The sequence below is a fragment of the Paractinoplanes abujensis genome (assembly GCF_014204895.1).
Classification (GTDB): domain Bacteria; phylum Actinomycetota; class Actinomycetes; order Mycobacteriales; family Micromonosporaceae; genus Actinoplanes; species Actinoplanes abujensis.
This window is the reverse complement of record NZ_JACHMF010000001.1, coordinates 4,688,615-4,714,057: the sequence shown is the minus strand read 5'-3', so window position 1 is coordinate 4,714,057 and position 25,443 is coordinate 4,688,615. Positions and strand designations below refer to the sequence as shown.

Below are 25,443 nucleotides of genomic sequence, written 5' to 3'. Positions count from 1 at the left end.
ACGGTGCCTTGCATGTATGGGGAGGACGTGCTCAAGGGAGACTGGCGGCGCCGCAAGGTGGTGCCCGAGGTGGACGCCGAACGCGACCTGGTCGTCGAGGACGTCGACTCCGGGTTCTGCGGGGCAGTCGTCGGGTTCGAGCTCGGCGCGGTGGTGCTGGAGGACCGCCACGGTAAGCGGCGCAACTTCCCGCTCGAGCCGGCCGCGTTCCTGCTCGACGGCAAGCCGGTGACGCTGCGCCGGCCGGCGGCGGCCCCGGCGCAGGCCCAGCGGCGGGTCACGGCCTCGGGATCGGTGGCCGTGGCGGGCGTACGGGCTCAGGTCGCCAAGGCCAGCCGCATCTGGGTCGAGGGCATCCACGACGCCGCCCTGGTCGAGCGCATCTGGGGCGACGACCTGCGGATCGAAGGCATCGTGGTGGAGCCGCTGGACGGCATCGACGACCTGGCCGCGGCCGTGCGGGCGTTCCAGCCGGGCCCGCAGCGCAAACTGGGCGTGCTCGTCGACCACCTCGTGGCGGGCAGCAAGGAGAGCCGCATCGTGGCCGCCGTGACCGACCCCCACGTGCTGGTCACCGGTCATCCGTACGTGGACATCTGGCAGGCCGTCAAACCCGAGCGGGTCGGGCTGTCCAAGTGGCCGGTCATCCCGCCCGGACGGCCGTGGAAGGAGGGGATCTGCGCGGCCGTGGGCGTGCGGGAGCCGGCCGACATGTGGCGGCGCATCCTCAAGTCGGTGAGCAGCTACAAGGACGTGGAGACACCGCTGATCAACTCGATGGAGCGGCTGATCGACTTCGTGACCGTGCTGGACGACTGAGCGCCTCACCCAGTCTGCGGGCGGCCTCGGTCAGGCGGTCGGGCGGGTGGGCGGCGTACCCCAAAATCAGCCCCGGCGGCCCCGTCTCGTGCCGGTGCCAGCTGAGCGGGTGGACGAGGACACCGTCGCGTGCCGCCGCTTCGCTGAGCGCAACGTCCGAAACATCACCCGGCATCATGATCAGTAGGTGGAGCCCGGCCGCCACGCCCGTCACCTCCGCACCGGGCAGATGGCGGTGCAGGGCTTCGATCAGCGCATCCCGCCGCCGCCGCTGCCGGGCCCGGACGGTGCGCAGGTGCCGTTCGTAGTCGCCGGTCGCCAGCAGCCGGGCCAGCACCAGCTGCGGCAAGGCCGGATTGCCCAGATCACTGTCGTGCTTGGCGGTCAGCAGCTCGGCCTGCATCCGGCGCGGCGCGATCAGCCACCCGAGCCGCATCCCCGGGGCCAAGGACTTCGAGACACTTCCCGCGTACGCTACCTGGTCAGGCGCCGAACCCTGCAGCGCGGCCACCGGGGCCCGGTCGTAGCGGTGCTCGGCGTCGTAGTCGTCCTCGATCACCAGCCGGTCACCGGCCGCGGCCCAGGCCAGCAAGGCGCGCCGCCGGGCCGGCCCGAGCACGACACCGGTCGGATACTGATGCGCGGGCGTGAGCACGGCCGCGTCCTGGGTGAGCTCGCCGACGACCAGCCCCTCGGCATCGACCCGTACGGGCTCCGGCCGCACACCCCAGTGCGCCAGCTGATCCCGCGCCCCGCGCGACCCCGGATCCTCCACGGCGACCCGCGAACGGCCCGCGGCGTGCAGCGTCTGCGCCAGCAGGGCCAGGGCCTGGGCCACCCCGCCGACCACGATCACGTCGTCCGGCTCGGCCCGTACGCCCCGGGTCCGGCCCAGCCACGCCGCCAGCTCGGCCCGCAGCCCCGGCGTGCCGCCCGGATCGCCGTAGCCGAGGTCGGCCGCGGTGACCTCGTCGAGCACGGCCCGTTCGGCGCGCAGCCACGCCGTCCGGGGAAAGGCCGACAGGTCGGGAACACCCGGCGACAGGTCGAAGTCGATGCCGTCGGCGGGCGGCAGCGGCAGCCGCAGGGTGCCGAGCGAGCGGCGGCGGTCGGACGGCGCGTCCCGCACGGCGGGCCGGGCGATGATCGTCGTGCCCGCGCCGGTGCGGGCGGCGGCCAGCCCCTCGTCGATGAGCCGCTGGTAGGCGTCGACCACCACACCCCGCGAGACCTGCAACTCGGCCGCGAGCAACCGGGTCGGCGGCAGCCGGGTGCCCGTCGTGAGCCGCCCGGAGGCCACGGCCGCGCGCAGCCCGTCGGTCAGCCACGTGGTCAGGCCCTTGGCCGGCGCGTCCCCGGGCCGCAGCTGCAGAAAGTCCGAACCCGGAATTGGTCCCCCTCAACAGCGACGCATTGGTCCTTCGAACCGGACCATATCGCGGACAGCATCGAGGACGTGAAGATGAGCATCCTGGCCGGGGCGACCGGCATGGCTTTCGTCGGCGGCAGCGTCGCCGTCTCCGCGTTCCTGGCCGACGCGCCCTCCCTGACCGTCCAAGCGCTCCGGTACGCCGTCGCGTGCGCGTTGCTCCTGCTGTACGCCCGTGGCCGCGTGGTACGCCCCCGCGGCGCCGAATGGCTCTGGCTGGCCGGTGTCGTGGTGACCGGCATGCTGGTCTTCAACGTGGCCCTGGTGCAGGGCTCACAACACGCCGAACCGGCAGTGATCGGCGTGGCCGTGGCCTGCGTGCCGCTGCTGCTGGCCGTGGCCGGCCCGCTGCTGGAGGGCCGCGCCCCCGCCGCCCGCCTGATCACCGCCGCCCTGGTCGTCACCCTGGGCGCCGCCCTCGTGCAGGGCCTGGGCCGGACCGACGGCTTGGGCCTGTTGTGGGCGCTGGTCACCTTCGCCTGCGAGGCCGGCTTCACGCTGCTGGCCGTGCCGGTGCTGGGCCGCCACGGCCCCATCGGAGTGTCGGTCCACTCGACGTGGATGGCCGCCCTGGGGTTCGGCCTGGGCGGGCTGGTCCTGGAAGGTCCGGGGGCCGTGCCGCGGCTACAGCTCGACGACGTGCTGGCCGGCGTCTACCTGGCCGTCCTCGTCACCGCCGTCGCGTTCGTGCTGTGGTACACGTGCGTCCAGCGGCTCGGCTCGGCCCGCGCGGGCCTGCTCACCGGCATCGCCCCGATCTCGGCCGCCGCGGTGGGCGTGGCTCTGGGTGGTCCCGTCCCCGGTCCGGCCGTCTGGGTCGGCGTCGCCGTGGTCGCTGCCGGGCTGGCCCTCGGATTCCGCTCGCCCGCCGCCTCGCCTCCCGCTCCCGCCGCTCCGCCTCCGGCTCCTGCTGCTCTGCCCGGTGCTTCTGCCGTTCCGCCCGTTGCTCCTGCCGCTCTGCCCGTTGCTTCTGCCGTTTCGCCCGTTCCTGCCGCTCTACCCGTTGCTTCTGCCGTTTCGCCCGTTGCTCCTGCCGCTCTACCTGCTGCTTCTGCCGCTCCGCTTGCGGCCTTGCCCGCCGCTCCCGCCGCGTTGCAGGCCGAGCTCGCCCGCTGCCGGCCCGGTGGTCAGCGCACTACCATGCCCGCATGAGGTGGGAGACCAGAGCGACGGCCGCCGCGCGCCGCTTGACCTCGTGAGCCCCGGCGGCGCCGACGGGGGCCTGCTGGAGCTGGTGATCGGGTTCTTTGTCGCGGTCTCGCTGATCGCGGTGATCACGATGGTGCGGCGCCGCCGCGGTGGCCGCCGGGACCTGCTGGGCGCCCAGCTCCGCGAGATGCAGGCGCGAGCCGCCGCCGCTGCGTCCCCGGAGGCGGACACTGTTCTGCGGGCGGCGGCCACCCAGATCGCCGCCGCCCGGAGCATCGCCGAAGCCCCTAGCGTCGCCGAGGTCCCTAGCGTCGCCGAGGCCCGCAGCGTCGCCGACGCCACCCGCGCCCCTGCTCCTGGCGCGTTGAGTTCCGCTGCGGATGCCACGGCGGCGGGCCGCTCGGCTGCGGATGCCACGGCGGCGGGCCGCTCGGCTGCGGATGCCACGGCGGCGGGCCGCCCGGCTCCGGATGCCACGGCCCCGCCGCCGGTGCCGGTCGCGGAGCATGACGCGATGGCCGACACGTACGCCTGGCTCCGGATCGCGGCTCTCGTGGAGGCCGGCCGGCGTGACCAGGCGGTCGAGCTGCTCAGCACCACGATGGCCGTCCCGGCCGACGAGGCGGAGCTGCTCGTCGACGGGTTGATCGACGCGGGCGGTGAGCGGCGCCCCGGCTGACGGCGTCAGGCCAGATGGTGCGGATCGCGCCGGAAGACGAACGTGGCGATGTCCAGGCCGTTCACCGCGCCCTCGTCGTCGCGCAGGATCTGCAGCACCTCGCCCTCGTTCTCGCCCGCGACGCCGCGCCAGCGGTCGGGGCCCTCGCGGGTGAAGCGGGTCTGTTTGTGGGGGCCCGCCATCACCAGGGCGTCGCCGTCGGTGGTGATCTCGTGTTCGCGGCCCATCCACCACCAGCGCCCCACCAGCGCCGCCGCCTCGCCTGTGGGCTGTACGGGCGGCGACCACGGCGCGACCGGGGCCGGTTCGGCGTCGACCACGGCGTCCAGCGCCGACAGGGCCACCTCCTTGATGGTGGTGCCGGTGAGTCCGTACGAGTTGGCGAAAACGATCACGCCGAGCCGGCTCCGGCGGTGCACCGCCAGCTGTGCCACGTAGCCGGGCATGGAGCCGCCGTGGCCGACGAAGACGCGTTCGCCGACCCGGAACAGCTGGGGGCCGAGCCCGTGGCCGCCCGTCCACGACTCGAGGTCGCTGATCACGACGGGGGTGCACATCTCGTCGACGGTGTCGCGGGCCAGCACCGCCGGGGCGGGGTCGGTCCAGAACGCGGCCCATTTGGCCATGTCGGTGATCGTGGACCACAGCTGCCCGGCCGGGGCCATCGCGCCCGCGTCGAGGCGCGGCTCCTCGTGCAGCGAGCGGTCGAGCGCGTGCACCACGTACCCGCGGGCGAAAGGCTCGACGGGGGAGTACGTCGTACGTTTCATGCCCAGCGGGTCGAGCACGCGCTTGCCCGCCAGCGACTGCCACGACTCCCCGGTGACCTTTTCGAGCACCGCTCCGAGCAGCCCGTACGCGAGGTTCGAGTACCGGTAGCGGCGGAACGGCGGCCCCACGACTTTGTCGTAGCCGAGCTCGGCCAGCAGTTTGTCGACGTCGCCACCCGGGGTCCGCTCCCACCAGGCCCCGTCCGGCTCGCGCTGCAGCCCGGACACGTGGCCGAGCAGCTGGCGCAGCGTCACCCCGCCGATCGGGGTGCCCGGCAGGTGCCGGTAGAGCAGGTCGTCGAGCGCGAAGAAACCCTCGTCGCGCAGCTGCATGACCAGCGTGGCGGTGATCGTCTTGGTGATCGAGCCGAGCCGGTACTGCGTCTTCGCGTCGGGCCGTGGATTCTCGCCCGCGAACACCTGATGCAGCACCGCACGGTCCCGCACGATCGCCAGGGCGAGCGACGGCGTACGCCCCTCGGCCTGCGCCCGGACGGCGATCTCCTCGACCTGTCGGCCGGTCTCCGGCAGCAGCGACGGCAGCAGCGACACGGTGGACCCTCTCGATATACGACTGGTGGGTATAACTGTGCGCGGCCGATTCGGCTACGCGGCTCGGGCCCCGTCTTGGATGGCAGTTCGATGACATTTTCCGCGAGGGCGCACGCAGCGTCGCCGGACGTGCGCGGGCGTGTCACGATCGATGCGTGGAAGCGGTTCTGTGGATCGTGCTTGGCATCGCATTGGCGATCGCCGAGGCCTTCACGGCCACGTTCTTGATCATTTTCTTCGGGATCGGGGCTTTCGCCGCGGCCGGCGCGGCCGCCCTCGGCGCCCCCCTGCTGCTCCAGGTCATCGTGTTCGCGCTGGTCTCCGGCCTGTCCGTGGCCGCGCTGCGCCCGATCGTGCTCAAACACGCCCGCCCCGCCCTCGAGTCGGGTGACACTCCGTTCGGGGTCGAGGCGATCGAGGGCGGCCACGGCACGGTGCTCGAGGAGATCGACGGCGAACACGGCATGATCAAGATCGACGGCGAGCACTGGCAGGCCCGTTCCTTCGACGGGCAGGAGAAATATCTGCCCGGCGAACGGGTCCGCATCATCAAGGTCGACGGCGCCACGGCCATCGTGTGGCGCGACGACATCTCACCGTACTAGCTACCTCGGATCCAGTAAGGCCGATGAACCCATAGAGAGGGTTGCCATGGAAGCTGTGATCGGCGTCCTCATCATCGTGATCGTGGTGTTCGCCATCGTCACGCTGCTCCGTTCCGTCCGTATCGTCCCGCAGCAGCGCATGGACGTCGTCGAGCGGCTCGGTAAGTACAAGCGGACCCTGAGCCCGGGCCTCAACCTGCTGGTGCCGTTCGTCGACTCGGTGCGCAGCAAGGTCGACATGCGCGAGCAGGTGGTCTCGTTCCCGCCGCAGCCGGTGATCACGTCCGACAACCTGGTCGTCTCGATCGACACGGTGCTGTATTTCAAGGTCGTCGACCCGGTGCGGGCCACGTACGAGATCTCCAACTTCCTGCAGGCCATCGAGCAGCTGACGGTCACCACCCTGCGCAACGTCATCGGTTCGCTCGACCTCGAGCGCGCCCTGACCAGCCGCGAGGAGATCAACCGGCACCTGTCCACGGTGCTCGACGAGACCACCGGCCGCTGGGGCATCAAGGTCACCCGCGTCGAGATCAAGGCGATCGAGCCGCCGCCGAGCATCCGCGACTCCATGGAGAAGCAGATGCGCGCCGAGCGGGAACGCCGCGCGACGATCCTCAACGCCGAGGGCCACAAGCAGGCCCAGATCCTCACGGCCGAGGGTGAGAAGCAGGCAGCGGTGCTGCGCGCCGACGGTGACCGCCAGTCGCGCATCCTGCAGGCCGAGGGCCAGGCCAAGGCCATCCGTACGGTGTTCGACGCGATCCACACCGCCAACCCGTCGCAGAAGGTGCTGGCCTACCAGTACCTGCAGGCTCTGCCGCAGATCGCCAACGGCACGGCCAACAAGGTCTGGATCGTGCCGACCGAGCTGACCAAGGCCCTGGAGGGCATGGGCGGCGCGCTCGGCGGCCTGGCCAACATGGCCGGCGACATCCCCAAGGCCGGGGTCGACGCGGCCGCGGTGAACGAGGAGGCCGTGGCCGCGGCCGAGGCCGCCGCGGCCGAGGCGCAGAAGGTCAACGACCAGGTGCGCGAGGCCGAGCAGCAGGTCAGCGGTGACCCGGACAAGACCGCTGCGCTGCCCGCGCCGGAGCCGATCCCGCCGTCCGCGGCGCTCGGCGGCGCCGACTACAACGGCGTCGTGGACCGCGAACGCGCATAACTTCGGAGGAAAGGGCCGGCCCGGTGCCGGCCCTTTCTCATGTCTCCGGGTCGTCGCGGCCCAGTTCCCAGAACGCCACGGCGGCCGCGGCGGCCACGTTGAGCGAGTCGACCCCGCGCCGCATCGGGATCTTGACTCCGATGTCGCTGGCGGCCAGCGCGTGCCTCGACAGGCCGGGCCCCTCGGCCCCGAGCAGCAGCGCCGTCCGGTCGCGCCCGGTGACCTTCTGCAGCGGCACGGCATCGGGCGCGGGCGTCAGGGCCAGCACGGTGAAACCCGCGTCGCGCAGCTCCTGCAGGCCGTCCGGCCAGGGCTCCAGACGCGCGTACGGCACCGCGAAGACCTCGCCCATGCTGACGCGCACGCTGCGCCGGTAGAGGGGGTCGGCGCAGGTCGGGGAGAGCAGGACGGCGTCGATGCCGAGCGCGGCGGCGCCCCGGAACACCGCCCCGATGTTCGTGTGGTTGTTCACGTCCTCCAGCACGGCCACCCGCCGGGCCGTGGCGATCACCTCGGCCGCCGTCCGCAGGGGAGCCCGGTGGAACGAGGCCAGGACACCCCGGTGCACGTGGAAACCGGTGGCCTGCTCGAGCACGGCCGGCGTGGCCGCGTAGATCGGGGCGTCGCCGGGCAGGTCGAGGATCTGGCCGGTGCGTTTCTCGTCGATCAGGTAGGACCGGGGGCGGTAACCCGCGCGCAGGGCCCGGCGCAGCACCAGCTCACCCTCGGCGATGAACAGCCCGTTGGGCGGCTCCCACTTCGTACGGAGTTCGAGATCGGTCAGGGCGCGATAGTCACCGAGACGCTCGTCGGCCGGGTCGGTGATCAGGTGAACGTCGGGCACGGCGGTCAGTCGACCCGGTAGGTCAGGTGGGTGGCGTGGCCCGACGGGCGCACGTGGATCTGCCGCAGCGGGCGCGGGGCGGCGCCGTCGAACAGCTTCGTGCCCCCGCCCAGCAGGACGGGCGTCAGGTGCAGCCGCAGCTCGTCGACCAGGCCGGCATCGAGGGCGCCGCGGATGATCGCGCCGCCGCCCATGATGACGACGTCACGGTCGTCGGCCAGGGCGATCGCCTTCTCGACCGCGCTGGCGACACCGTCGACCACGAAGGTGAACCGGTCGGCCAGGCGCACCAGGGCCGGGGGTGTGCGGGTGACGACCAGCACCGGGGGTGTGGCGGCCAGGCCCGCCCCGTAGCCGATCTCGTCGTTCCAGCCGCCGGGGGCGTCGACGATGTCGAAGAGGCGGCGGCCCATGACGACCGCGCCGGTGGCGACCGTGGACTCCTCGAGCACCCGTTTGTCGACGGCGTCGCCCTCGAAGACCCAGGTGTGCAGCGCCTCGCCGCCGCGGCCCAGACCCTGCGCGGGCCCGGGCCCGGGACCCGTCACGAACCCGTCGAGCGACACCGAGATGTCGGCGACCACCTTGGACATGGCTGCTCCCTTCGACCGGACCCGGGGTCAACCGGGTCCGTCAAGGAGCATGCCACCAGGGTCCGACAGTTCCGTGCCGGGGGATCGGTCAGTGCCGGGGGATCAGGCGCCCGGCCGTCCAGGCCAGGCCGGTGCCCGCGGCCAGCAGCAACAGGGCGCCCACGGTCGGCAGCGGGCGCTGGGCGTGCGCCCCGGCCCCGATGGCGGCCGCGGCCAGCATCAGCAGCACGCCGTCGGCCGGGTTGACCAGGCGCGAACGGAAGACGGCCCAGCCCAGCAGCACCCAGCCCGCGCCGACGGCGGCCGCGGCGACCACCTCGGCCGTCTGCAGCTGGTCGGGCGTGAGCGGGGAACCCGCGGCGGCCGTGCCGGCCGGGAGCGCGGCCAGGGGGACGGTGAGGACGAAACCGGAGAGACCGAGGAGCAGACCGGCCACGGCTGAGCGGCGGGTCCGGGTGCCGGCCAGCAGACCGGCCAGGGCGATCATCGCGATGACGGACAACCAGTTGGCGGTCAACGTGACCAGGAGCGGGCCGGGCGGGGTGTCGATGCCCAGAGTGGTCCAGCCGTGGAGCAGGGCGGCCGCGGGCAGTGCCCACAGGGCCATCCGCGCATACCGGCGCACGCTCCACACCCAGACGGCCTCCCGTACGGGAAGAAGGTGTTCATGCTGCGCCGACCCGGCCCCGCCGACCCAGGCCGGGGAGACCCGCAACGGCCGGCCGCTGGCCGTCTGATGGTGGCTGATGCTCATGGCTCCGCCTCGCGTGGGCTCAAGCCGAGCGGCCCGGGGGTAACCGGTCGGATCCTGGATGCAGCCTGCCAAATCTCCCCCGAATCGGCAGCGAATTCCCAGAAACGGTGCTGATCGGGCGGCCGGAAAGTGTCGGAGGGGCGGTGCAGGATGGGGCCATGAACACGGAACTGGTCGTCCCCCCACTGGCCGAGTTGCGACTGCGACGCAGCGTGAAGTGGCGTGCGTTTCCCGAAGACGTGCTGCCGCTGTTCGTCGCCGAGATGGACTACGAGCTCGCCCCGCCCGTGTCCGAGGTGCTGCACGCGGCGGTCACCCGGGGCGACCTGGGTTATCACGCGCCGGGCCCCGAGGTCGGCAAGGCCTTCTCCGGGTTCGCGGGGCGGCAGTGGGGGTGGGATGTGGACCCGGCCCGGGTGCGCCCCGTGACCGACGTCGGGGTGGGCGTGGTCGAGGTGTTGCGGCAGCTCATCCGGCACGGTGAACCCGTCGTGATCAGCCCGCCGATCTATCAGCCGTTCTTCGACTGGGTGCCCGAGGCCGGCGGCCGGGTGCTCGAGGTCCCGTTACGCGGCACCAGGCTCGACCTGGCCGGGCTGGAGGCGGCGTTCGCGACGCACCCCGCGGCCTACCTGCTGTGCAATCCGCACAACCCGGTCGGCCGCGTGCACACCGCCGACGAGCTGGCCGAGCTGGTCCGCCTGGCCCGGCTCTACCGCGTGCCGATCATCAGCGACGAGATCCACGCCCCGCTCGCGCTGCCCGGGGCCACGTTCACGCCCCTGCTCACGGTCCCGCGCGCGGCCGACGTCGCGATCGCCGTCGTCTCCGCCAGCAAGGCGTTCAACCTGGCCGGGCTCAAATGCGCCGCCCTGGTCACGGCCGGGCCGGCGATGACCCGCGTGGTCGACGGCCTGTTCACCGAGGTCGGAGAGCGTACGGGGCATCTCGGCGCCCTGGCCACGATCGCCGCGTTCACCGACGGCGACGCCTGGCTGGCCACGCTGATCAGCACACTGGCCGCGCGGCGCGAGCAGTTGGGCGCGCTGCTGGCCGCCGAGTTGCCCGCGCTCGGCTGGGTCCCGCCCGAGGCGACCTATCTGGCCTGGCTCGACGCCTCCGCCCTGGGGCGCGACGAGCAACCCCGGGACCATTTCCTGCACGAGGCGAGGGTGGCGCTCGAGCCCGGCCCGCGCTTCGGGGCGCCCGGGTCCGGTTTCGTCCGGCTCAACTACGCCACCAGCCCCGAGATCCTGACCGAAGCGGTCCGGCGCATGTCCGCAGCCGTATCGCGGTAGTGCGACGGGGCGGCCGTGGCGAAAGTACGGTTGAACTGTTCGTCCGACCGCGAAGCGGGGGTGTGCCAGTGTCGTCCGGATCGGGTTCGGGGGCGGACCAGCATCTGCTCGCGCTGCTGCGGGCCATCCGGCTGCGCCAGGCCGCCCCCGACGCGGTGGCCGCGGGCATCGCCGACACGGTCGAGGCCCTGCGCGAGCAGGAAGCCGCCGCCCACGGTCACCCGCAGGCCCTGCCCGCGCTGCCGCCCGCCGAGCCGCACGAGGCCCTGCCGCCCGCGACCGCCCGGCCCGGCCTGCCCGCGGGCCCGCCGCACCCCGGCGCTCCGGGCCGGTCCGGTGGCGACTCCTCGCACCCCGGCGCTCCGGTCCCGTTCACCGGCGAGCCGCCGCACCCCGGTGCTGCGGGCCGGTCCGGTGGGGATTCTTCGCACGCCGGTGCTGCGGGCCGGTCCGGTGGGGATTCTTCGCACGCCGGTGCTGCGGGCCGGTCCGGTGGCGAGCCGGATGGTGCCGCCGGGCCCGCCCCGGGTCGCTCCTTCTGGAGCCGGAACCCGGTTCGGCCCGTCGCCTCGGCGAGCAAGGGCCCGTACGAAACCGGGGGCACCGACGACGCGGCGCTCGAATCGCGGGCCGGTGAGCCGCCCGCGGCGGGCACCCTCGGGGCGGGCCGCGCACCCGTGAGTCCCGGCCGGGCCGTCGTGCCTGTCGTGGCCGACGATTTCGCGCTGGAGGCGGTCGACCACGGGCTGCTCGTGCGGCCGGTCGGGTTGCCCCCCATCGAGCCGCCGGTCGGGCCGGCCGTGTCCCGCCTGCCCAGCGGGGCCCCCGGCCCCTCTGACGACCAGGCGTTGGAGGCGGTCGACCACGGGCAGCTCGTGCGACCGGCCGGGTTGCCGCCCATCGACCCGGAGCCGCACACGGGTGCCGATCCGAGGCCGCCCGTGTTCACTCCGCTGATCGATCCCGCGCGGACCGCCACGCGCCCCGGGTCGTTCTTCGCGCGGGAATCCCGCGAAGAGCCGCGGCGACCCGGTGCACACGGTGACGCCGGGGCGGAGGGGCGGCCCGGGGCGTCCGATCGTGACGAGTCTCCTGGTGCGAACGGGCCGCAGGCGGGTAAGACATTGATGACGCCCGAGGAGGCCGGGCGTTTCGCGGACGTGGAGGCCGTGGGCCGGCCCAACCGGAACCAGTTCGCGGGGCTTCCGGTGCGGCGGCCGCCGGGGGAGGTCCGTCCGGTGGCGTGGCCGCAGCTGCCGCAGGTGCACGAGGTGGAGGGCGGCGCCCGGCCCGAGTGGGCTTCGGGCGGTGGCCACCGCGTACGGGACGAGGGTGAGTCTTTGCAGGGCGAGTCGCAGACCGAGAGCGGGACCAGGACACCGGCGCCACGGTTGCCGGGGTTCGACATGCCGCACGTCATGCCGCCGATGGTGGCGCGCCGCGACGTGACGGGCGACGGGATGGACCCGGCCGACGACGCCCTGCTGCTCGAGACCCAGCGGCTGCTCGCCACGAGCCTGACGTTCGCGGGCGGCCCCGACGAGGTGGCCGAGCGGCTCCGGGCGGCGCTGCTGCAGGCGCACCCGTCGCTGCTGACGACGATTCCGGGCGGCGCCGAGACGCAGACGGCACAGCTGGCCCGCGCGCTGACCTGGCTCGTGCACCACCTCGACCGGCCGCCGATCCTCGTCGAAGGCACCGGGCGGCTGGGGGCGGCCCTGTCCGCGTGCGGCGTCGAGCCGGGGCATCTGCAGCTCGTCGGGGCGGCCCTGGCCGAGGCGATGCGGGCGGGCATGGCGCCCGGGCAGTGGCGGCAGGATTTCGACCTGGCCTGGCGGTCGACGTGGCAGCACGCGTACGAGTGGATCGCCCACGGCTGGACCCGCGCAGGCTACGAGCCGCCGGTGTGGGACGCGACAGTCGTCGCGCACGAGCTGCGCCGGCCCGACCTGGCCGTGGTGCGGTTACGGCCGACGCTGCCGATGCCGTTCCGGCCGGGCCAGTTCGCCCGGATCCAGGTGCCCGGCCTGCCCGCGATCTGGCGGCCCTACTCGCTGTCGGGCGCCCCCCGCCGCAACGACCTCATCGAACTGCACGTGCGCGCCAAGACGACGACGGGCGTGAGCGGCACCCTGGTCCACAACACCCAGGTCGGCGACCCCGTACGCCTGAGCCGCGCCGAGGGCGCCATGACCCTGCCCGCCGACCCGGCGCGCAACCTGCTGATGATCGCCGGCGACACCGGCGTGGCGCCGCTCAAGGCCCTGCTGACCGAGCTCGCGGACACCGGCGACCCCCGCTCCGCGGTCCTCTTCTGGGGCGTCCGCGACCTCGACGAGCTCTACGACATCGACGAGATCGCCGCGGTGGCCAGGGCCGCCCGCCGCGCCACAGTGGTCCCGGTCGTCTCCGAAGGCGACCCCGGCCCCTACGCATCAGGCCTGGTCACCGACGCGGTCGCCGCCTACGGCGAGTGGTCCGACCACGAGGTCTACCTGGCCGGCCCCCCACTGATGCTGGCCGCGACAAGTGTGGCCTTGCAACAGCTCGGCGTGGCCCCGTCCCGCATCCACCACGACCCACCCGAATAGACCCGCAGCGCAGTGCGGCGCCCGCCTTGCGCGGTCCCCGCCTTGTGCGGTGCTCGCCTTGCGCGGTCCCCGCCTTTGCGCGGTGCTCGCCTTGCGCGGCGCCCGCCCTGTGCGGTGCTCGCCTTTGTGCGGTCCCTGCCTTCCCGCGGCGCTCGCCTTGCGCGGTGCTCGCTTTGCGCGGTGCTCGCCTTGCGCGGTGCTCGCCTTGCGCGGTTCCCGCCTTGAGCGGTTCCCGCCTTGAGGGGTCCCTGCCTTCTGCGGCCCCTGCCTGCCGTGGCGTCAGTCTCGCGCCGCCCGGATAACCACCCGGGTGCCGTGTCCGAATCCGCTGATTGCAGATGCAGGATGCATCGCGCCTTATGCTTGAATCGTCCAGGGTTCGCGCTTGGCGGGGTTGGCCGTGCGCGGTGACCATGCGCCGCCCCGTTCGCACATGCAGGATGCATCATGTCTCATGCTTGAGCCTTCTGGGGTTCGCGGTTTGCGGGTTGCGGGGGTTGGCGCTCCGCAGGTTCTCTCTCGCTGACGCGTGAGCCGAGCGGTCGTGCGGGCCGAGCGGTCGTGCGGGCCGAGTAGTCGTGCGGGCCGAGTAGTCGTGTGGGCCGAGAGGTCGTGCGGGTTGAGCGGCCGGGCGGGTTGAGCGGCCGGGCGGTTGTGCGGGCATGCGAATTGAGCGGTCGTGCGGCCGGGCGGTTGTGCGGGCGTGCGGTTGCGCGGCCGGGCGGCCAGGCGGTTGTGCGGGCGTGCGGGTTGAGCGGTTGCGCGGGCGCAGACGGCTATTCGGGTGGAGGCACCTTGTAGCCGGCCACTGAGGGCCAGCGGACGGTCAGGACGACCGACTCCTGCTCGGCCAGCCAGGAGTGATCGACGCCCTTGCCCCAGACGACGTAGTCGCCGGGTTCGGTGAGGACGACTGTGCGGTCGGGGAGTTCGACGTGGAAGCGGCCGCTGATCAGGATGAGCAGGGCGGTGCGTTCTTCGCCGGTGACCCACTGGGCTCGGCGGTCGCCTTTGGGGTGGCGGCCCCATTTGATCTCGACGTCGGTGCTGTGGCGGGGGTCGTCGGGTGGGCGGAAGTGGCCCAGCAGCCAGCCCTGTTCGCCGGGGGCGTCGAGGTCGGCCTTTCCGACGTAGACGGTCGCGTCGGGGACGGGCCGGCCGACATGGGCGGCGGCGTCGAGGGGTTCGCCGGCATGGGCGGCTGCGGCGGGCTTGTCGGCGTGCGTGGGCGCGCTGTGCGGGGCCGTGGGCGCGTCGTCGTGGGGCATCGGGAGGCTCAGAGGGCGTCCGTCATGATCTTGGCGTATGCCGGCGGGACGTAGGTGGGCCCGCCGGGGGTGAGGACATCGTCGCGGGAGGCCGTGGTCCAGGCGACGGGCGGTACGGCCTTGCGCAGAGCGACCAGGACGGGCGCGTCGTCGTCGAGCATGGACAGGGCGACCAGTGACTCCTCGACTTCGCCGACGCACTCGAACGGTTTGTGGGCGTCGATTCCCAGCAGTTCCAGGAAGCCGGGCAGCTGGGCCGGGTCGGCGAACAGGTCGTGGCCGAAGATGTGGTTGAGGCGTTCGCGGGGCATGGCGGGGGCCATCGCCAGGTAGACGAAGCGGCACTTGGGGCAGTCGCCGCACCAGCGGGCCGTCGGGTCGTGCAGCTTGAAGGCCTTGTTGCAGCTCGTCACGACGTCGTCGTACTGGGTGTGGCGGGCGAACAGCTGGGCGATGTGCAGTTCGGAGAGGGAACGCAGCAGCGAGAAGTAGGGCTCGGTGAGGCCGGCGTGGGCGGTCACGGCGGCGCGCAGCAAGCCTTCGGCCTCGACGCCTTTGGACCACTGGTGGTTGACCTCGTGACCGTTCCAGATCAGGTTGGGGTCGGAGGCGGAGCGCTCGTTGGACATGACGACCGGGCCCAGGCCGTGCCAGACCGCGGTGGCGATCGCGATCAGCGAGTTGATCGCGGTGACCGGGATGTGACCGTTGAGCGCGCCCGCTTTGTTCAGCTCGAACAGGCTCGGGTCGAGTTTGCGCCGGGCGGCCAGGGCGGGCAGGCCGGAGGCGGCGTTCACGTTTTTGATCACCGGGTTGGGGTTGACCGAGAACGGCACCGGGTCGAGGCCGGCCGCGCGCAGGATCTCCAGCGTGACGATCGAGTCCTTGCCGCCGCCCACGGCGGAGAGCGGGCGGCTCTGGCTGTTGTCGATCAACGGGGCCGGATCGAGCAGGCCGGGCGTCTCGACGACCAGGTCGAGGACGTGAGGGAGCTGATTACGGTACGCGTACTCGGCCATGCCCTTGGTGTAGACGGCCGTGAACAAGGCGGCCACCTCGGGCGCGACCGGCTTGGGGGCGATCACGCGGGCGGGCGCGCCGACCTTGAAGTAGCTGACCCCGGCCACCACGTGCAGCAGCTCGAGCACACGGGTGAGGGCGGGCGGCACGGGACCGTCGGCCGGCGGCAGCGTGATGGTCTCGGTGAAGCGCAGGGGAGAGGGGCCGTCCAGCACGTAGTCGAACGTCGCCACGCCGGTGGCGGGGTCGAAAGCGTACGAGGGGAAGCGCATGGCGTCGAACTGCACCCGGGAACTCCTGTCATAAGGCCGACGGGCAATACTAGTGCGACTCGACGAGGAGGGGACGAACGTGCGCCTGGCAGACCTGAAGGGCCGGTCCGTTGCGGTCTGGGGCACGGGCCGCGAGGGGCGGGCCGCGGTGACGGCCATCGCCCCGCACGGGCCGTCCCGGTTGATCGCCGTCGACGACAGCGCGAACTTCCTCTCGGTGTCGTGGGAGGGGGAGCTGGCCGCCCGGGCCCCGCTGGCCGGTGGTGATCACGCGTTCCCGGCCCTCGTCTCGGCCGATGTCGTGGTGCGTTCGCCGGGGGTGCCGCAGACCCATCCGTGGATGAGGGAGCTGCGCGAGCGCGGCGTCACCGTCACCGGCGGTAGCGCGCTCTGGATGGCCGATCACGCGGCGCGCACGATCGGCGTCACCGGCAGCAAGGGCAAGAGCACCACGTCGAGCCTGATCAGTCACCTGCTGGCGGCGGTCGACCGGCCCAACGTGTTCGGCGGCAACATCGGTGTGCCGCTGCTCGACATGCCGGACGACGCCCCGCTCTACGTGCTCGAGCTGTCCAGTTACCAGTGTGCCGACCTGACCGACTCGCCCCACGTGGCGGTCGTGACGTCGCTGTTCCCCGAGCATCTGGACGCGCACGGCGGCGAGCGCGAGTATTACCGCGACAAGCTCAACCTGCTGCGCCACGGACCGGAAATGATCGTCGTCAACGGCACCGACGAGCGGCTGCGCGACGAGATCCGGGGTGTCACCGACGCCAACGGCTTCCCGCCCGTCCCGGCCGCCGCCGGCGACTCGCGGTTCCGCGTCGAGGACGACCTGGTCTTCTGCTCCGACGACGTGTTGTTCCCGCGCTCCACGCTGCGGCTCAAGGGCGCGCACAACGGTCGCAACCTGTGCGTCGCGCTGGCCGTGCTGGACGGGCTGGGCATCGACGTGCCCGGTTCGGCGTCCCGGCTGGCCGAGGCGGTCGCGTCGTTCGAGGGGCTGCCGCACCGGCTGAGCGAGATCACCGACCCGTCCGGGCTGACGTTCGTCGACGACACGCTTTCCACGAGCCCGTACGCGACCATGCACGCGATCGACGCGTACGCCGGGAAGCCTTTGACGGTGTTGCTGGGCGGCACCGACCGTGGTCTCGACTACTCCGTGTTGCGCGATTTCCTGGCCGAGCGTGAGCTCACCGTGATCGGTCTGCCCGACAGCGGCCCCCGCATCCTGGCCGTGCTGGCCGGTCTGCCCGGTGTCACGGCTGTCGAGGCGGAAGACCTTTCCCATGCCGTACGCCTGTCGCGCGAGCTGACCCCGGCCGATGGCGTGGTGCTGTTGTCGCCGGCCGCCCCGAGCTACGGCCAGTTCCGCAACTTCGAGCACCGCTCCGAGGCGTTCACCGAGGCGATCCGCGCCACCGCCTGAGGCGCATCCGGTGCCCGCGGGGAGTGTGCCCGCCTGAGCCGCGCCACCCCTGGTGCCCCACGGGATGGGCGACCGCCTGACCTGGCCTCCGGTGCGCCCGGGAAAGGTCCCGGGACGTACGGGAAAACTTTTTGATCTTGTTTCGGCGGTAAAAACTGCGTTTCACGGCCGCCAGCAGTTCATTCCTTCGGGCCGGGTCGACCAGGTCGATCGGGCGGCTCGGCATGCCCGAAAGTGCCATGCGAAACACGGACAAACCACCTCACGTGATGGCGGTCACGTCGTAAAGAACATTTCCGGATTGATGGCTGTCAAGTGGTGGCGGCGTAACACGCGTTCATCGGCGCAGGTCAGGTAACGGTTTGAAAACTTCACCCAACTCCTTGACATGGAGGGGCGGTTAGTAAGAACTTTTACCGCGACAGTAAACACTCCTTCCTGAAAGGGTGGCCCATGAGCGAGCCGGAGATGGACGGCGCCGCGGCGACCGCGGTCGTCGATTCCATGGTTCGCGGCACCCAGGCCACCATGGACCTGCACGCCGTCAACCAGCAGGGAGTTCTCGTCCGCGTACGCTCGCTGCTCCCCGAGTTCACGGGGGCGCTGCGGCGCGTGGCCGAGCAGGTGCTGACCGATCCGGCCGCCGCCTCGCGGGCCACCATCGTCGAGCTCGCCGAGCGCAGCGGCACCTCGCCGGCGACAGTCACCCGGTTCTGCCGGGCGCTGGGCTTCGACGGGTACGCGGATCTGCGGCTCGGCATCGCGGCGGAGACCGGACGGGCTCGTTCCGCCGGTTGGACCGTCGACATCGGCCGCGAGATCCAGCCGAGCGACCCCCTCGAACGGGTGCTGGGGCAGATCATGGCGGCCGACACGCGGGCCATGCACGACACGGCCGAGCTGCTCGACCTGGCCGAGGTGGAGCGGGCGGCGGTGGCGATCGCCGCCGCGCCGCGGGTCAACATCTTCGGCGCTAGCGGTTCCGCGCTGGTCGGCGAGGAGATGCAGTTCAGCCTGCACCGCATCGGGGTGCCGGCCTGGGCCTGGACCGACGTGCACAACGGCCTGGCCAGCGCCGCGCTCTCGCGCCCGGGCGACGTCGCCCTCGGGATCTCGCACAGCGGGGAGACCGGCGAGACGATCGAACTGCTCGCCGAGGCGAGCAGCCGGGGCGCCACCACCATCGCCCTGACCAGCTTCCCGCGCTCGCCGCTGGCCGAGCTGGCCGACATCACCCTGGTCACCGCCACCCAAGCGACCACCTTCAGGCCGGACGCGCTCAGCGCCCGGCACCCGCAACTGGTCGTCCTCGACCTTCTCTACGTCGCCGTAGCGCAGCGGACCCACGAACGTTCGCACGCTGCGTTCCAGCGCACCGCCCAGGCCGTACACGGTCACAAAGCGGCCAAGGACGGCAGCACCACCTGAAATCGCATCATCCCCGATATAAAACTCCCCTGGAGGAAAGCGTGAAGCGCAAGATCGCCGCCGCCGCGGCCATCGCGGCGACACTGCTCGGCGCCGCGGCCTGCGGCTCCAACAGCGACGAAGACGCCCCCACCACGTCGGCTTCCGGCAAGGTCGACGGCACCGGCAAGACCCTCAAGGTCTGGCTGATGGTCGACGCGCAGACCGCCTGGAAGGGCGTGGTCGACGACGCCAGCAAGCGGTTCACCGCGGCCACCGGCGCCCAGGTCAACGTGGAGTACCAGCAGTGGGCCAACCACCTGACCAAGCTGGACGCCACCCTGGCCGGCACCGACGTGCCGGACGTGGTCGAGCTGGGCAACACCGAGTTCCCCAAGTACGTCTTCAGCGGCGCGTTCGGTGCGGTCAACCCGGCCGACTACGAGAACTCGGGCTCCTGGCTGCAGGGCCTCAAGGGCGCCTGTGACTTCGAGGGCAAGACCTACTGCGTGCCCTACTACGCCGGTGCCCGCGTGCTGATCTACCGCACCGACCTGCTCAAGAAGGTCGGCGCCGAGGCGCCCAAGACGTACGACGAGTTCCTGGCCACCGCCGAGAAGGTGCAGGCGTCGGAGAAGGCCAACAGCAAGTTCGGCGCCTTCTACATGCCCGGCCAGTACTGGTACGCGGCGATGAGCTGGGTCAAGTCGACCGGCGGCGACATCGCCAAGCAGGACGGCGACAAGTGGGTCGGCCAGCTCTCGCAGCCGCAGTCGATCGAGGGCCTGCAGCGCTGGGTCGACGTGGTCAAGAAGTACTCGAAGGCCGACCCCACCAAGAACGAGAACGACCAGGCCAACACGTTCGCTCAGGGCACCGCCGCGATGTTCTACGGCAACGCGTGGGAGCAGGGCTCGGCCGAGGAGACCAAGAAGGACCCCAACAACCCGGACTCCCCGCTCGTCCCGACCAAGGTCAAGGGCAAGCTGGCCGCCGCGCCGATGCCCGAGATCCCGTCGTTCCTGGGTGGCTCGAACCTCGGCATCACCGAGAAGAGCCAGCAGAAGGAGCTGGCCGCGCAGTGGATCAAGGCCTTCACCGACAGCACCTCGATGGCCGGCCTGGTCAAGGCCAACGCGCTGCCGAACGCGACCGCGCTGCTGGACAAGGCGGCCGCGGACAACCCGAAGATCGCGCCGTCCGCGCTCGCCGCTAAGAACAGCTGGTTCCCGCCGAACGCCGAGAAGTGGGCCGACGTCGAGAAGGGTGCGGTGCTGCAGACCATGCTGACCGACATCCTGACCGGCAAGAAGTCGGTGGCCGACGGCGCCAAGTGGGCCGACGACCAGATCAACACGACGCTCAACGAGAGCTGACATCCGCCGGACTGCCCGCCTCCGCGAGGGGGCGGGCAGCCCGCCCGCCCCCTTAGAGAGGGAAACGCCGATGTCCGTCGTCGACTCCCCGGCGACCCGACGGCCCCGCGACCCCGGCGGGCCGCAGCAGAACCGGGTCCCCGGCCACGTCGCCCCGCGGCGCCGTAAGCGCAACAGCAGCGTGGTCCCGTGGCTGCTGGCCCTGCCCGCACTCGTCTTCATCGCCGCCCTGCTGGGCTACCCGCTGGTCCGGATGCTCGTCCTGTCCTTCCAGAACATGCGCCTGCGTGAGCTGATCAGCGGGCGCACGCCCCCGTGGGTCGGCTTCGACCAGTACACCCGGGCGCTCACCGACGAGGTCTTCTGGGCGGTGGTCGGCCGTACGGTCGCCTTCACCGCGGTCTCCGTCCTGATCTCGGTGGTCGCCGGGCTCGGCATCGCGTTGCTGATGCGCCGCGTCGCCCGCGGCGTCCGGCTGTTCATGGTCGTCGCGATGATGTTCGTGTGGGCGCTGCCCCAGCTCGTCGCGGCCCAGATCTTCCGGTGGATGACCGACTCCGACTTCGGCGTCGTGAACTACCTGATCGACAAGTTGCCCGGCGTGGACTACCAGAACCACAGCTGGTTCGTGAACCCGTGGCAGGGCTGGAGCGTCATCACCACGCTGGTGGTCTGGGCGGGCATCCCGTTCCTGGCCATCACGCTCAACGCCGGCCTGACCCAGGTGCCCAAGGAACTGCTCGAGGCGGCCACCGTGGACGGCGCCACCCCCTGGCAGTCGCTGCGCAACATCGTGCTGCCGATCCTGAAGCCGCTGCTCATGATCGTCACGACGCTCTCGGTGATCTGGAACTTCGGCCTGTTCACGCAGGCCTGGGTGCTGCGCGACGGCCACCCGGAGCCGCAGTTCCAGACGCTGGCCACCTACTCGTACACGCAGGCCTTCGGTCAGGCCCGGTACAGCCTGGGCTCGGCCATCGCGGTGATCACGGTGCTGCTCATGCTCGGCGTGATGATCTTCTATATCCGTCAGATGTTCCGGATCGGAGAGGTGGACTGATGGTCGCCCCCGCAGTGACACCCGCCGCGCCGCTCAAGCGCCGCCGCAAGGCCAAGGCCGACGACGGCGTCATCACGGTCGGGCGCAGCCGGACCGGCACCGTCCTGGCCAACACGGCCGGCGTCGTGTTCTCGGTGCTCATGCTGTTCCCGGTCTACTGGGTGCTGAACACCGCGTTCAAGCCGGCCGACGAGGTGCTGGCGCTGGAACCGGGCTTCTGGCCGTCCAACCCGACGTTCGACAACTTCATCTCGGCGTTCAAGGCCCCGCTGTTCCTCCAGGACATGCTCAACGGCGTCGTCATCACCCTCTTCGCGGTGGCCGGCGCCCTGGTCGTGGGCTTCCTCGGTGCGCTGGCGATCGCGCGGTTCTCGTTCTACGGCCGCAAGGCGATCATCCTGGTCGTCCTGGTGGTGCAGCTGGTCCCGTTCCTGGCCCTGCTCATCCCGCTGTTCCTGATGCTGCAGAACGTCAACCTTGGTTTCACGACGCTCAACTTGACCGACAGTTTGATCGGTGTGAGCATCACCTACCTCGTGCTGATCCTGCCCTACACCGTCTGGACGCTTCGCGGCTTCATCTCGGGCATCCCCCGGGAGCTCGACGAGGCCGCGATGATCGACGGCTGCACCCGCGCCCAGGTGTTCTGGCGCATCATCCTGCCGCTGACCGGCCCCGGCCTGGTCGCCACGAGCGTCTACGGCTTCATCCAGGCCTGGAACGAGTTCATCATCATCAACACGCTGAACAGCCCGGATAAGCAGAACCTGATGGCCTGGCTGCTCCAGAACCAGACAACGCGCGGTACCGCCTGGGGGCCCCTCATGGCCGGTGCGATCATCACCTCGATCCCGGTGGTGGTCTTCTTCCTGATCATCCAGCGCAACATCGCAACCGGCCTCACGGCCGGCGCTGTCAAGGGATGATTCGGATTCAACACCAGTAACAAACAGCAAAGCACTGAGGAGATGCTGTGACCGACATATTCACCAAGCCCGAGTTGGACCGCCGTACGCTGCTGCGTCGTGCGGCCGCCGTCGGTCTGCTGGCCACCCCCGCCGTGAGCATGCTCAGCGCGTGTGTCGGCAGCTCCGACGAGGGCACCCAGGACCAGGCCACCGGGACGAAGTCGGCGGACAACCCGCTCGGCATCGACCCCAAGGCCGGCGTCGAGATCGTGATCTTCAACGGCGGTCTGGGCACCAAGTACGCGACCGACGTCGACACGCCGCTGTTCAACAAGAAGTGGCCCGAGGCCAAGGTCACGTACTCGCAGACCGAGGAGATCTCCACCCAGATCCAGCCTCGCATCAACGCCGGCAACCCGCCGGACATGATCAACAACTCGGGCTCGAAGCTGATGGACTTCGGCGCCATCGTGAAGGCGGGCCAGGCGGCCGACCTGACCGACCTGTTCGCCGCGCCGTCGCTCGACATCGCGGGCAAGACCGTGGCCGACACCCTGGTGCCGGGCGCAGTCGAGCAGGGCAGCTACGACGGCAAGCCGTTCGCGGTCAACTACTCGTACACGGTCTTCGGTCTCTGGTACAACGCGGCCCTGTTCAAGAAGAACAACTGGACCCCGCCGACCACCTGGGCCGAGTTCACCGCGCTGTGCGACAAGATCAAGGCCGCGGGCATCACGCCGTTCGGCTTCGCGGGCGCCAACGCGTCCTACTACATGGTCCGTGCCCTGCTCACCAGCGCCGGCAAGATCGGCACCGAGCAGGTCCTCAAGGACATCGACAACCTGAAGGAAGGCGCCTGGACCAACGACGCCGTCAAGCAGGCGGCCGAGGCGTGGGCCGGGATCGGCAAGAACTACATCAACAAGACGTTCCTCGGCCTGCGGCACACCGAGGTCCAGCTCCAGCAGAACCAGGACAAGGTCGCCTTCTACCCGTGCGGCTCCTGGCTCGAGAACGAGCAGGCCAAGGACACCCCCTCCGGCTTCGAGTACGCGATCGCGCCGTACCCGAGCGTCACCGCGTCGGACAAGCTCCCGGCCACGGCGATCAACGCCGCCGCCGGCGAGATCTACTTCGCCGCCGCCAAGGGCAAGAACCCCCAGGGCGGCAAGGAGTACCTGCGCACGATGCTCTCCAAGGAGGCGGCGCTGGAGTTCACGAAGCTCACGAAGTCGCTTACGGTGGTGGCGGGTGCTTCCGACGGCGTCACCATCTCGCCCGGACTGACCAGCGCCAACGACGCTGTCACGAAGGCCGGCAAGGACGTCTTCATGGGTTACCTGTTCGACACCTGGTACAAGAAGCTGGACGACGAGTCCCGCGCGGCCGCCAACGACCTGATGTTCAAGGACTACGACGCGGCCAAGTTCTGTGAGCGCATGGAGAAGGCGTCCCAGGCCGTGGCCAAGGACTCCTCCGTCACCAAGTTCACGCGCAGCTGATCAACTAGCAACAAAAGGGTAGGACGGTAAGCGCCATGCGGCACGGCAAGTATCCCTTCATCATCGGTTTCCTTGTCGTGCCGGTGGCGATCTACGTGACATTCGTGGTCTGGGCGTACATCCAGGCCTTCTACCTGTCGGTCTACGAGTGGTCGGGGCTCGGGCCGGTCGAGAACTTCGTCGGCCTGGGCAACTTCCGCAAGATGTTCGACGACACGACGTTCTGGCAGTCGATCAAGCACAACGTGTTCCTGCTGATCTTCCTGCCGATCATCACCGTGGTCCTCGCCCTGGTCTTCGCGTTCCTGCTCAACGTGGGCGGCGGGCACAAGGGCGGCGTGACCCGGGGCGTCTGGGGTTCCAAGGTCTACCGGGTCATCTTCTTCTTCCCGCAGCTGCTGGCCCTGGCCATCGTGGCCGTGATCTTCGGCCGGGTGTTCGGGCCGGACAAGAGCGGCATGCTCAACGGCCTGTTCCCCGAGTCGTGGCAGCCGTGGCTGTTCCTGGCCGACGAGCGCTACGCGATGGGCTGCATCCTGGTCGTGCTGGTCTGGCAGGCGGTCGGGTTCTACGTCGTGCTGTTCTCGGCCGGCATGGGCAACATCCCGACCGAGGTGTACGAGGCGGCGGCGATCGACGGCGCCAGCCGGGTCACCCTGTTCTTCCGGATCACGATCCCGCTGCTCTGGAACACCGTCCAGGTGGCCTGGGTCTACCTCGGCATCGCCGCCTTCGACGCGTTCGCGCTGGTCAACATCATGACCGTCGACCGCGGCGGCCCCGACGGCGCGACCTCCGTGCTCAGCCTCATGATCTATCGCAACGCCTTCGAGTTCTCGCAGGCCGGTTACGCATCCGCGCTCGGCGTGGTGCTCTTCTTCCTGACCCTTACCTTCGCCTGGGTGACCCTCTCGGCCACGCGGCGCGAATCCGTCGAAGCCTGATCGGCGAGAGGCGAGACGATGACCACCATCACCAAGACCCCCGGCCCCCGCACCGCCTCGGCGGGTAAGGCGCCGGACCAGAAGCGCGACCTCAAGATCGCCACCGGCCTCTCGCACGTCGCCCTGGTCGCCTGGGCCCTCATCACGGCCGGCCCGCTGCTGTGGGTGCTGCTCGCGTCGTTCAAGAGCAACACCGAGATCTTCCTGGGCAAGCCGTTCGCGCTGCCCAACTCGTTCTCGTTCGACACGTACGCCAACGCGTGGAGCGACGCGCACATCGGGCGCTACTTCATCAACAGCGTCTTCGTCGTGCTCATCAGCACCGCCGGCACCATGCTGTTCGGCGCGATGGCGGCGTACGTGCTGGCCCGGTACAAGTTCCCCGGCAACCGCGCGATCTACTACCTGTTCGTCTCGGGCCTGGCGTTCCCGACGTTCATGGCGCTGGCGCCCCTGTTCTACATCCTCAAGGGCCTCGGCCTGCTCGGGTCGTTCACCGGCCTGATCCTGGTCTACATCGCGTACTCGCTGCCCTTCACGATCTTCTTCCTCGCCGCGTTCTTCAAATCCCTCCCGTACGAGATCGAGGAGGCCGCCACCGTCGACGGCGCCTCCCACGTACGGAAGTTCTTCCAGATCATGATGCCGATGGCGCGCTCCGGCCTGGTCAGCATCACGATCTTCAACATCGTCGGCCAGTGGAATCAGTACCTGCTGCCCGTCGTCATCATGAGCGGCCCCGGAGCCGACCAGAAACTGCTGCTGACCCAGGGCATCGCCCAGATCAGCGTGTCGGCCGGTTATCAGGCGGAATGGTCGACGCTGTTCGCGGCCCTGGTCCTGACGATCCTGCCGATGATCGTCGTGTACGCCATCTTCCAGCGCCAGATCCAGTCCGGCCTGACCGCCGGCGCGGTGAAGTAAAGCCTCCCTCCGGACGAAGCTCCTCCTCGCGGTCCGTCCCGCGGGGAGGAGCTTCGCCATTTCCCCGTACGAGTCCCGTCCG

General features: G+C 70.8%; 22 protein-coding genes. 15 read left to right on the top strand and 7 right to left on the bottom strand.

All coding sequences use genetic code 11. The features are described from left to right. The first annotated feature begins 12 nt into the window (after positions 1 to 12). On the top strand, positions 13 to 819 hold the full coding sequence (locus BKA14_RS21170; RefSeq protein ID WP_184952641.1) for a DUF3097 domain-containing protein: 807 nt from the start codon (positions 13 to 15) through the stop codon (positions 817 to 819). On the opposite strand, the gene pdxR is transcribed toward BKA14_RS21170, so the two are convergent. Further along, positions 770 to 2,119 (bottom strand): MocR-like pyridoxine biosynthesis transcription factor PdxR, encoded by a 1,350-nt coding sequence (pdxR, locus tag BKA14_RS21165; RefSeq protein ID WP_239092808.1) that lies wholly within the window; start codon positions 2,117 to 2,119, stop codon positions 770 to 772. The two genes, BKA14_RS21170 and pdxR, sit on opposite strands and share 50 nt — an antisense overlap. Positions 2,120 to 2,281: 162 nt before the next feature. On the opposite strand from pdxR, the gene BKA14_RS21160 reads away from it, so the two are divergent. Continuing rightward, the gene (locus BKA14_RS21160) at positions 2,282 to 3,400 is read left to right on the top strand and encodes a DMT family transporter (RefSeq protein ID WP_184956864.1); all 1,119 of its coding nucleotides are present in this window, start codon (positions 2,282 to 2,284) and stop codon (positions 3,398 to 3,400) included. Position 3,401: 1 nt separating this feature from the next. After that, entirely contained in the window at positions 3,402 to 4,076 is a 675-nt protein-coding gene (locus BKA14_RS21155) for a hypothetical protein (RefSeq protein WP_184952640.1), read from the top strand. A gap of 5 nt (positions 4,077 to 4,081) precedes the next feature. Here the strand turns inward: BKA14_RS21155 and BKA14_RS21150 are convergent, their stop codons facing one another. Then, the gene (locus BKA14_RS21150) at positions 4,082 to 5,398 is read right to left on the bottom strand and encodes a serine hydrolase domain-containing protein (RefSeq protein WP_438861894.1); all 1,317 of its coding nucleotides are present in this window, start codon (positions 5,396 to 5,398) and stop codon (positions 4,082 to 4,084) included. A 155-nt stretch (positions 5,399 to 5,553) separates the two neighbouring features. Between BKA14_RS21150 and BKA14_RS21145 the strand changes: the two genes are divergently transcribed. Beyond that, entirely contained in the window at positions 5,554 to 6,003 is a 450-nt protein-coding gene (locus tag BKA14_RS21145) for an NfeD family protein (protein WP_184952639.1), read from the top strand. A 46-nt stretch (positions 6,004 to 6,049) separates the two neighbouring features. After that, the gene (locus BKA14_RS21140; RefSeq protein WP_184952638.1) at positions 6,050 to 7,168 is read left to right on the top strand and encodes an SPFH domain-containing protein; all 1,119 of its coding nucleotides are present in this window, start codon (positions 6,050 to 6,052) and stop codon (positions 7,166 to 7,168) included. 37 nt (positions 7,169 to 7,205) lie between these two features. Here BKA14_RS21140 and BKA14_RS21135 read toward each other — a convergent pair whose 3' ends face one another. The 3 genes from BKA14_RS21135 to BKA14_RS21125 form a co-directional block, all read right to left on the bottom strand. Next, positions 7,206 to 8,012 (bottom strand): TrmH family RNA methyltransferase, encoded by an 807-nt coding sequence (locus tag BKA14_RS21135; protein ID WP_184952637.1) that lies wholly within the window; start codon positions 8,010 to 8,012, stop codon positions 7,206 to 7,208. Positions 8,013 to 8,017: 5 nt separating this feature from the next. Beyond that, positions 8,018 to 8,605 (bottom strand): dihydrofolate reductase family protein, encoded by a 588-nt coding sequence (locus tag BKA14_RS21130; RefSeq protein WP_184952636.1) that lies wholly within the window; start codon positions 8,603 to 8,605, stop codon positions 8,018 to 8,020. A gap of 88 nt (positions 8,606 to 8,693) precedes the next feature. Continuing rightward, positions 8,694 to 9,359: a hypothetical protein gene (locus tag BKA14_RS21125; RefSeq protein WP_184952635.1), complete on the bottom strand. Its 666-nt coding sequence runs from the start codon at positions 9,357 to 9,359 to the stop codon at positions 8,694 to 8,696. Between the two features lie 158 nt (positions 9,360 to 9,517). On the opposite strand from BKA14_RS21125, the gene BKA14_RS21120 reads away from it, so the two are divergent. Both BKA14_RS21120 and BKA14_RS44250 read left to right on the top strand, forming a co-directional pair. Further along, positions 9,518 to 10,657: a MalY/PatB family protein gene (locus tag BKA14_RS21120; RefSeq protein ID WP_184952634.1), complete on the top strand. Its 1,140-nt coding sequence runs from the start codon at positions 9,518 to 9,520 to the stop codon at positions 10,655 to 10,657. A 68-nt stretch (positions 10,658 to 10,725) separates the two neighbouring features. Next, positions 10,726 to 13,248 (top strand): hypothetical protein, encoded by a 2,523-nt coding sequence (locus BKA14_RS44250; RefSeq protein ID WP_311776112.1) that lies wholly within the window; start codon positions 10,726 to 10,728, stop codon positions 13,246 to 13,248. Positions 13,249 to 14,024: 776 nt separating this feature from the next. On the opposite strand, the gene BKA14_RS45185 is transcribed toward BKA14_RS44250, so the two are convergent. Together BKA14_RS45185 and BKA14_RS21105 are read right to left on the bottom strand one after the other, a co-directional pair. Next, on the bottom strand, positions 14,025 to 14,516 hold the full coding sequence (locus tag BKA14_RS45185; RefSeq protein ID WP_308441388.1) for a cupin domain-containing protein: 492 nt from the start codon (positions 14,514 to 14,516) through the stop codon (positions 14,025 to 14,027). Positions 14,517 to 14,524: 8 nt separating this feature from the next. Next, positions 14,525 to 15,823: a MurL-like N-terminal domain-containing gene (locus BKA14_RS21105; RefSeq protein ID WP_498370428.1), complete on the bottom strand. Its 1,299-nt coding sequence runs from the start codon at positions 15,821 to 15,823 to the stop codon at positions 14,525 to 14,527. Positions 15,824 to 15,887: 64 nt separating this feature from the next. On the opposite strand from BKA14_RS21105, the gene murD reads away from it, so the two are divergent. The 8 genes from murD (at position 15,888) to BKA14_RS21065 (ending at position 25,361) form a co-directional block, all read left to right on the top strand. Next, complete coding sequence (murD, locus tag BKA14_RS21100; protein ID WP_184952633.1) at positions 15,888 to 17,240, top strand: UDP-N-acetylmuramoyl-L-alanine--D-glutamate ligase; 1,353 nt, start codon at positions 15,888 to 15,890, stop codon at positions 17,238 to 17,240. A 453-nt stretch (positions 17,241 to 17,693) separates the two neighbouring features. After that, positions 17,694 to 18,668 (top strand): MurR/RpiR family transcriptional regulator, encoded by a 975-nt coding sequence (locus BKA14_RS21095; protein ID WP_184952632.1) that lies wholly within the window; start codon positions 17,694 to 17,696, stop codon positions 18,666 to 18,668. Positions 18,669 to 18,709: 41 nt separating this feature from the next. Further along, the gene (locus tag BKA14_RS21090; protein WP_184952631.1) at positions 18,710 to 20,023 is read left to right on the top strand and encodes an extracellular solute-binding protein; all 1,314 of its coding nucleotides are present in this window, start codon (positions 18,710 to 18,712) and stop codon (positions 20,021 to 20,023) included. A 70-nt stretch (positions 20,024 to 20,093) separates the two neighbouring features. After that, positions 20,094 to 21,083: a carbohydrate ABC transporter permease gene (locus tag BKA14_RS21085; RefSeq protein WP_184952630.1), complete on the top strand. Its 990-nt coding sequence runs from the start codon at positions 20,094 to 20,096 to the stop codon at positions 21,081 to 21,083. Further along, complete coding sequence (locus tag BKA14_RS21080; RefSeq protein WP_184952629.1) at positions 21,083 to 22,009, top strand: carbohydrate ABC transporter permease; 927 nt, start codon at positions 21,083 to 21,085, stop codon at positions 22,007 to 22,009. Before BKA14_RS21085 ends, BKA14_RS21080 begins: the two co-directional genes overlap by 1 nt. A 47-nt stretch (positions 22,010 to 22,056) precedes the next feature. Further along, on the top strand, positions 22,057 to 23,493 hold the full coding sequence (gene ngcE, locus BKA14_RS21075) for an N-acetylglucosamine/diacetylchitobiose ABC transporter substrate-binding protein (RefSeq protein WP_184952628.1): 1,437 nt from the start codon (positions 22,057 to 22,059) through the stop codon (positions 23,491 to 23,493). Positions 23,494 to 23,528: 35 nt separating this feature from the next. Beyond that, on the top strand, positions 23,529 to 24,437 hold the full coding sequence (locus BKA14_RS21070; protein WP_184952627.1) for a carbohydrate ABC transporter permease: 909 nt from the start codon (positions 23,529 to 23,531) through the stop codon (positions 24,435 to 24,437). An 18-nt stretch (positions 24,438 to 24,455) separates the two neighbouring features. Next, the gene (locus BKA14_RS21065) at positions 24,456 to 25,361 is read left to right on the top strand and encodes a carbohydrate ABC transporter permease (protein WP_184952626.1); all 906 of its coding nucleotides are present in this window, start codon (positions 24,456 to 24,458) and stop codon (positions 25,359 to 25,361) included. The last annotated feature ends 82 nt before the right edge of the window (positions 25,362 to 25,443 follow it).

Excerpts from the sequence above, each read along its gene's own strand:
- BKA14_RS21170 (WP_184952641.1), top strand. The coding sequence starts at position 13 with ATGTATGGGGAGGACGTGCTCAAGGGAGACTGGCGGCGCCGCAAGGTG.
- BKA14_RS21160 (WP_184956864.1), top strand. The coding sequence starts at position 2,282 with ATGAGCATCCTGGCCGGGGCGACCGGCATGGCTTTCGTCGGCGGCAGC.
- BKA14_RS21140 (WP_184952638.1), top strand. The coding sequence starts at position 6,050 with ATGGAAGCTGTGATCGGCGTCCTCATCATCGTGATCGTGGTGTTCGCC.
- BKA14_RS21130 (WP_184952636.1), bottom strand. The coding sequence starts at position 8,605 with ATGTCCAAGGTGGTCGCCGACATCTCGGTGTCGCTCGACGGGTTCGTG.
- BKA14_RS21125 (WP_184952635.1), bottom strand. The coding sequence starts at position 9,359 with ATGAGCATCAGCCACCATCAGACGGCCAGCGGCCGGCCGTTGCGGGTC.
- BKA14_RS21120 (WP_184952634.1), top strand. The coding sequence starts at position 9,518 with ATGAACACGGAACTGGTCGTCCCCCCACTGGCCGAGTTGCGACTGCGA.
- BKA14_RS45185 (WP_308441388.1), bottom strand. The coding sequence starts at position 14,516 with ATGCCCCACGACGACGCGCCCACGGCCCCGCACAGCGCGCCCACGCAC.
- BKA14_RS21095 (WP_184952632.1), top strand. The coding sequence starts at position 17,694 with ATGAGCGAGCCGGAGATGGACGGCGCCGCGGCGACCGCGGTCGTCGAT.
- BKA14_RS21085 (WP_184952630.1), top strand. The coding sequence starts at position 20,094 with ATGTCCGTCGTCGACTCCCCGGCGACCCGACGGCCCCGCGACCCCGGC.
- BKA14_RS21080 (WP_184952629.1), top strand. The coding sequence starts at position 21,083 with ATGGTCGCCCCCGCAGTGACACCCGCCGCGCCGCTCAAGCGCCGCCGC.
- BKA14_RS21070 (WP_184952627.1), top strand. The coding sequence starts at position 23,529 with ATGCGGCACGGCAAGTATCCCTTCATCATCGGTTTCCTTGTCGTGCCG.
- BKA14_RS21065 (WP_184952626.1), top strand. The coding sequence starts at position 24,456 with ATGACCACCATCACCAAGACCCCCGGCCCCCGCACCGCCTCGGCGGGT.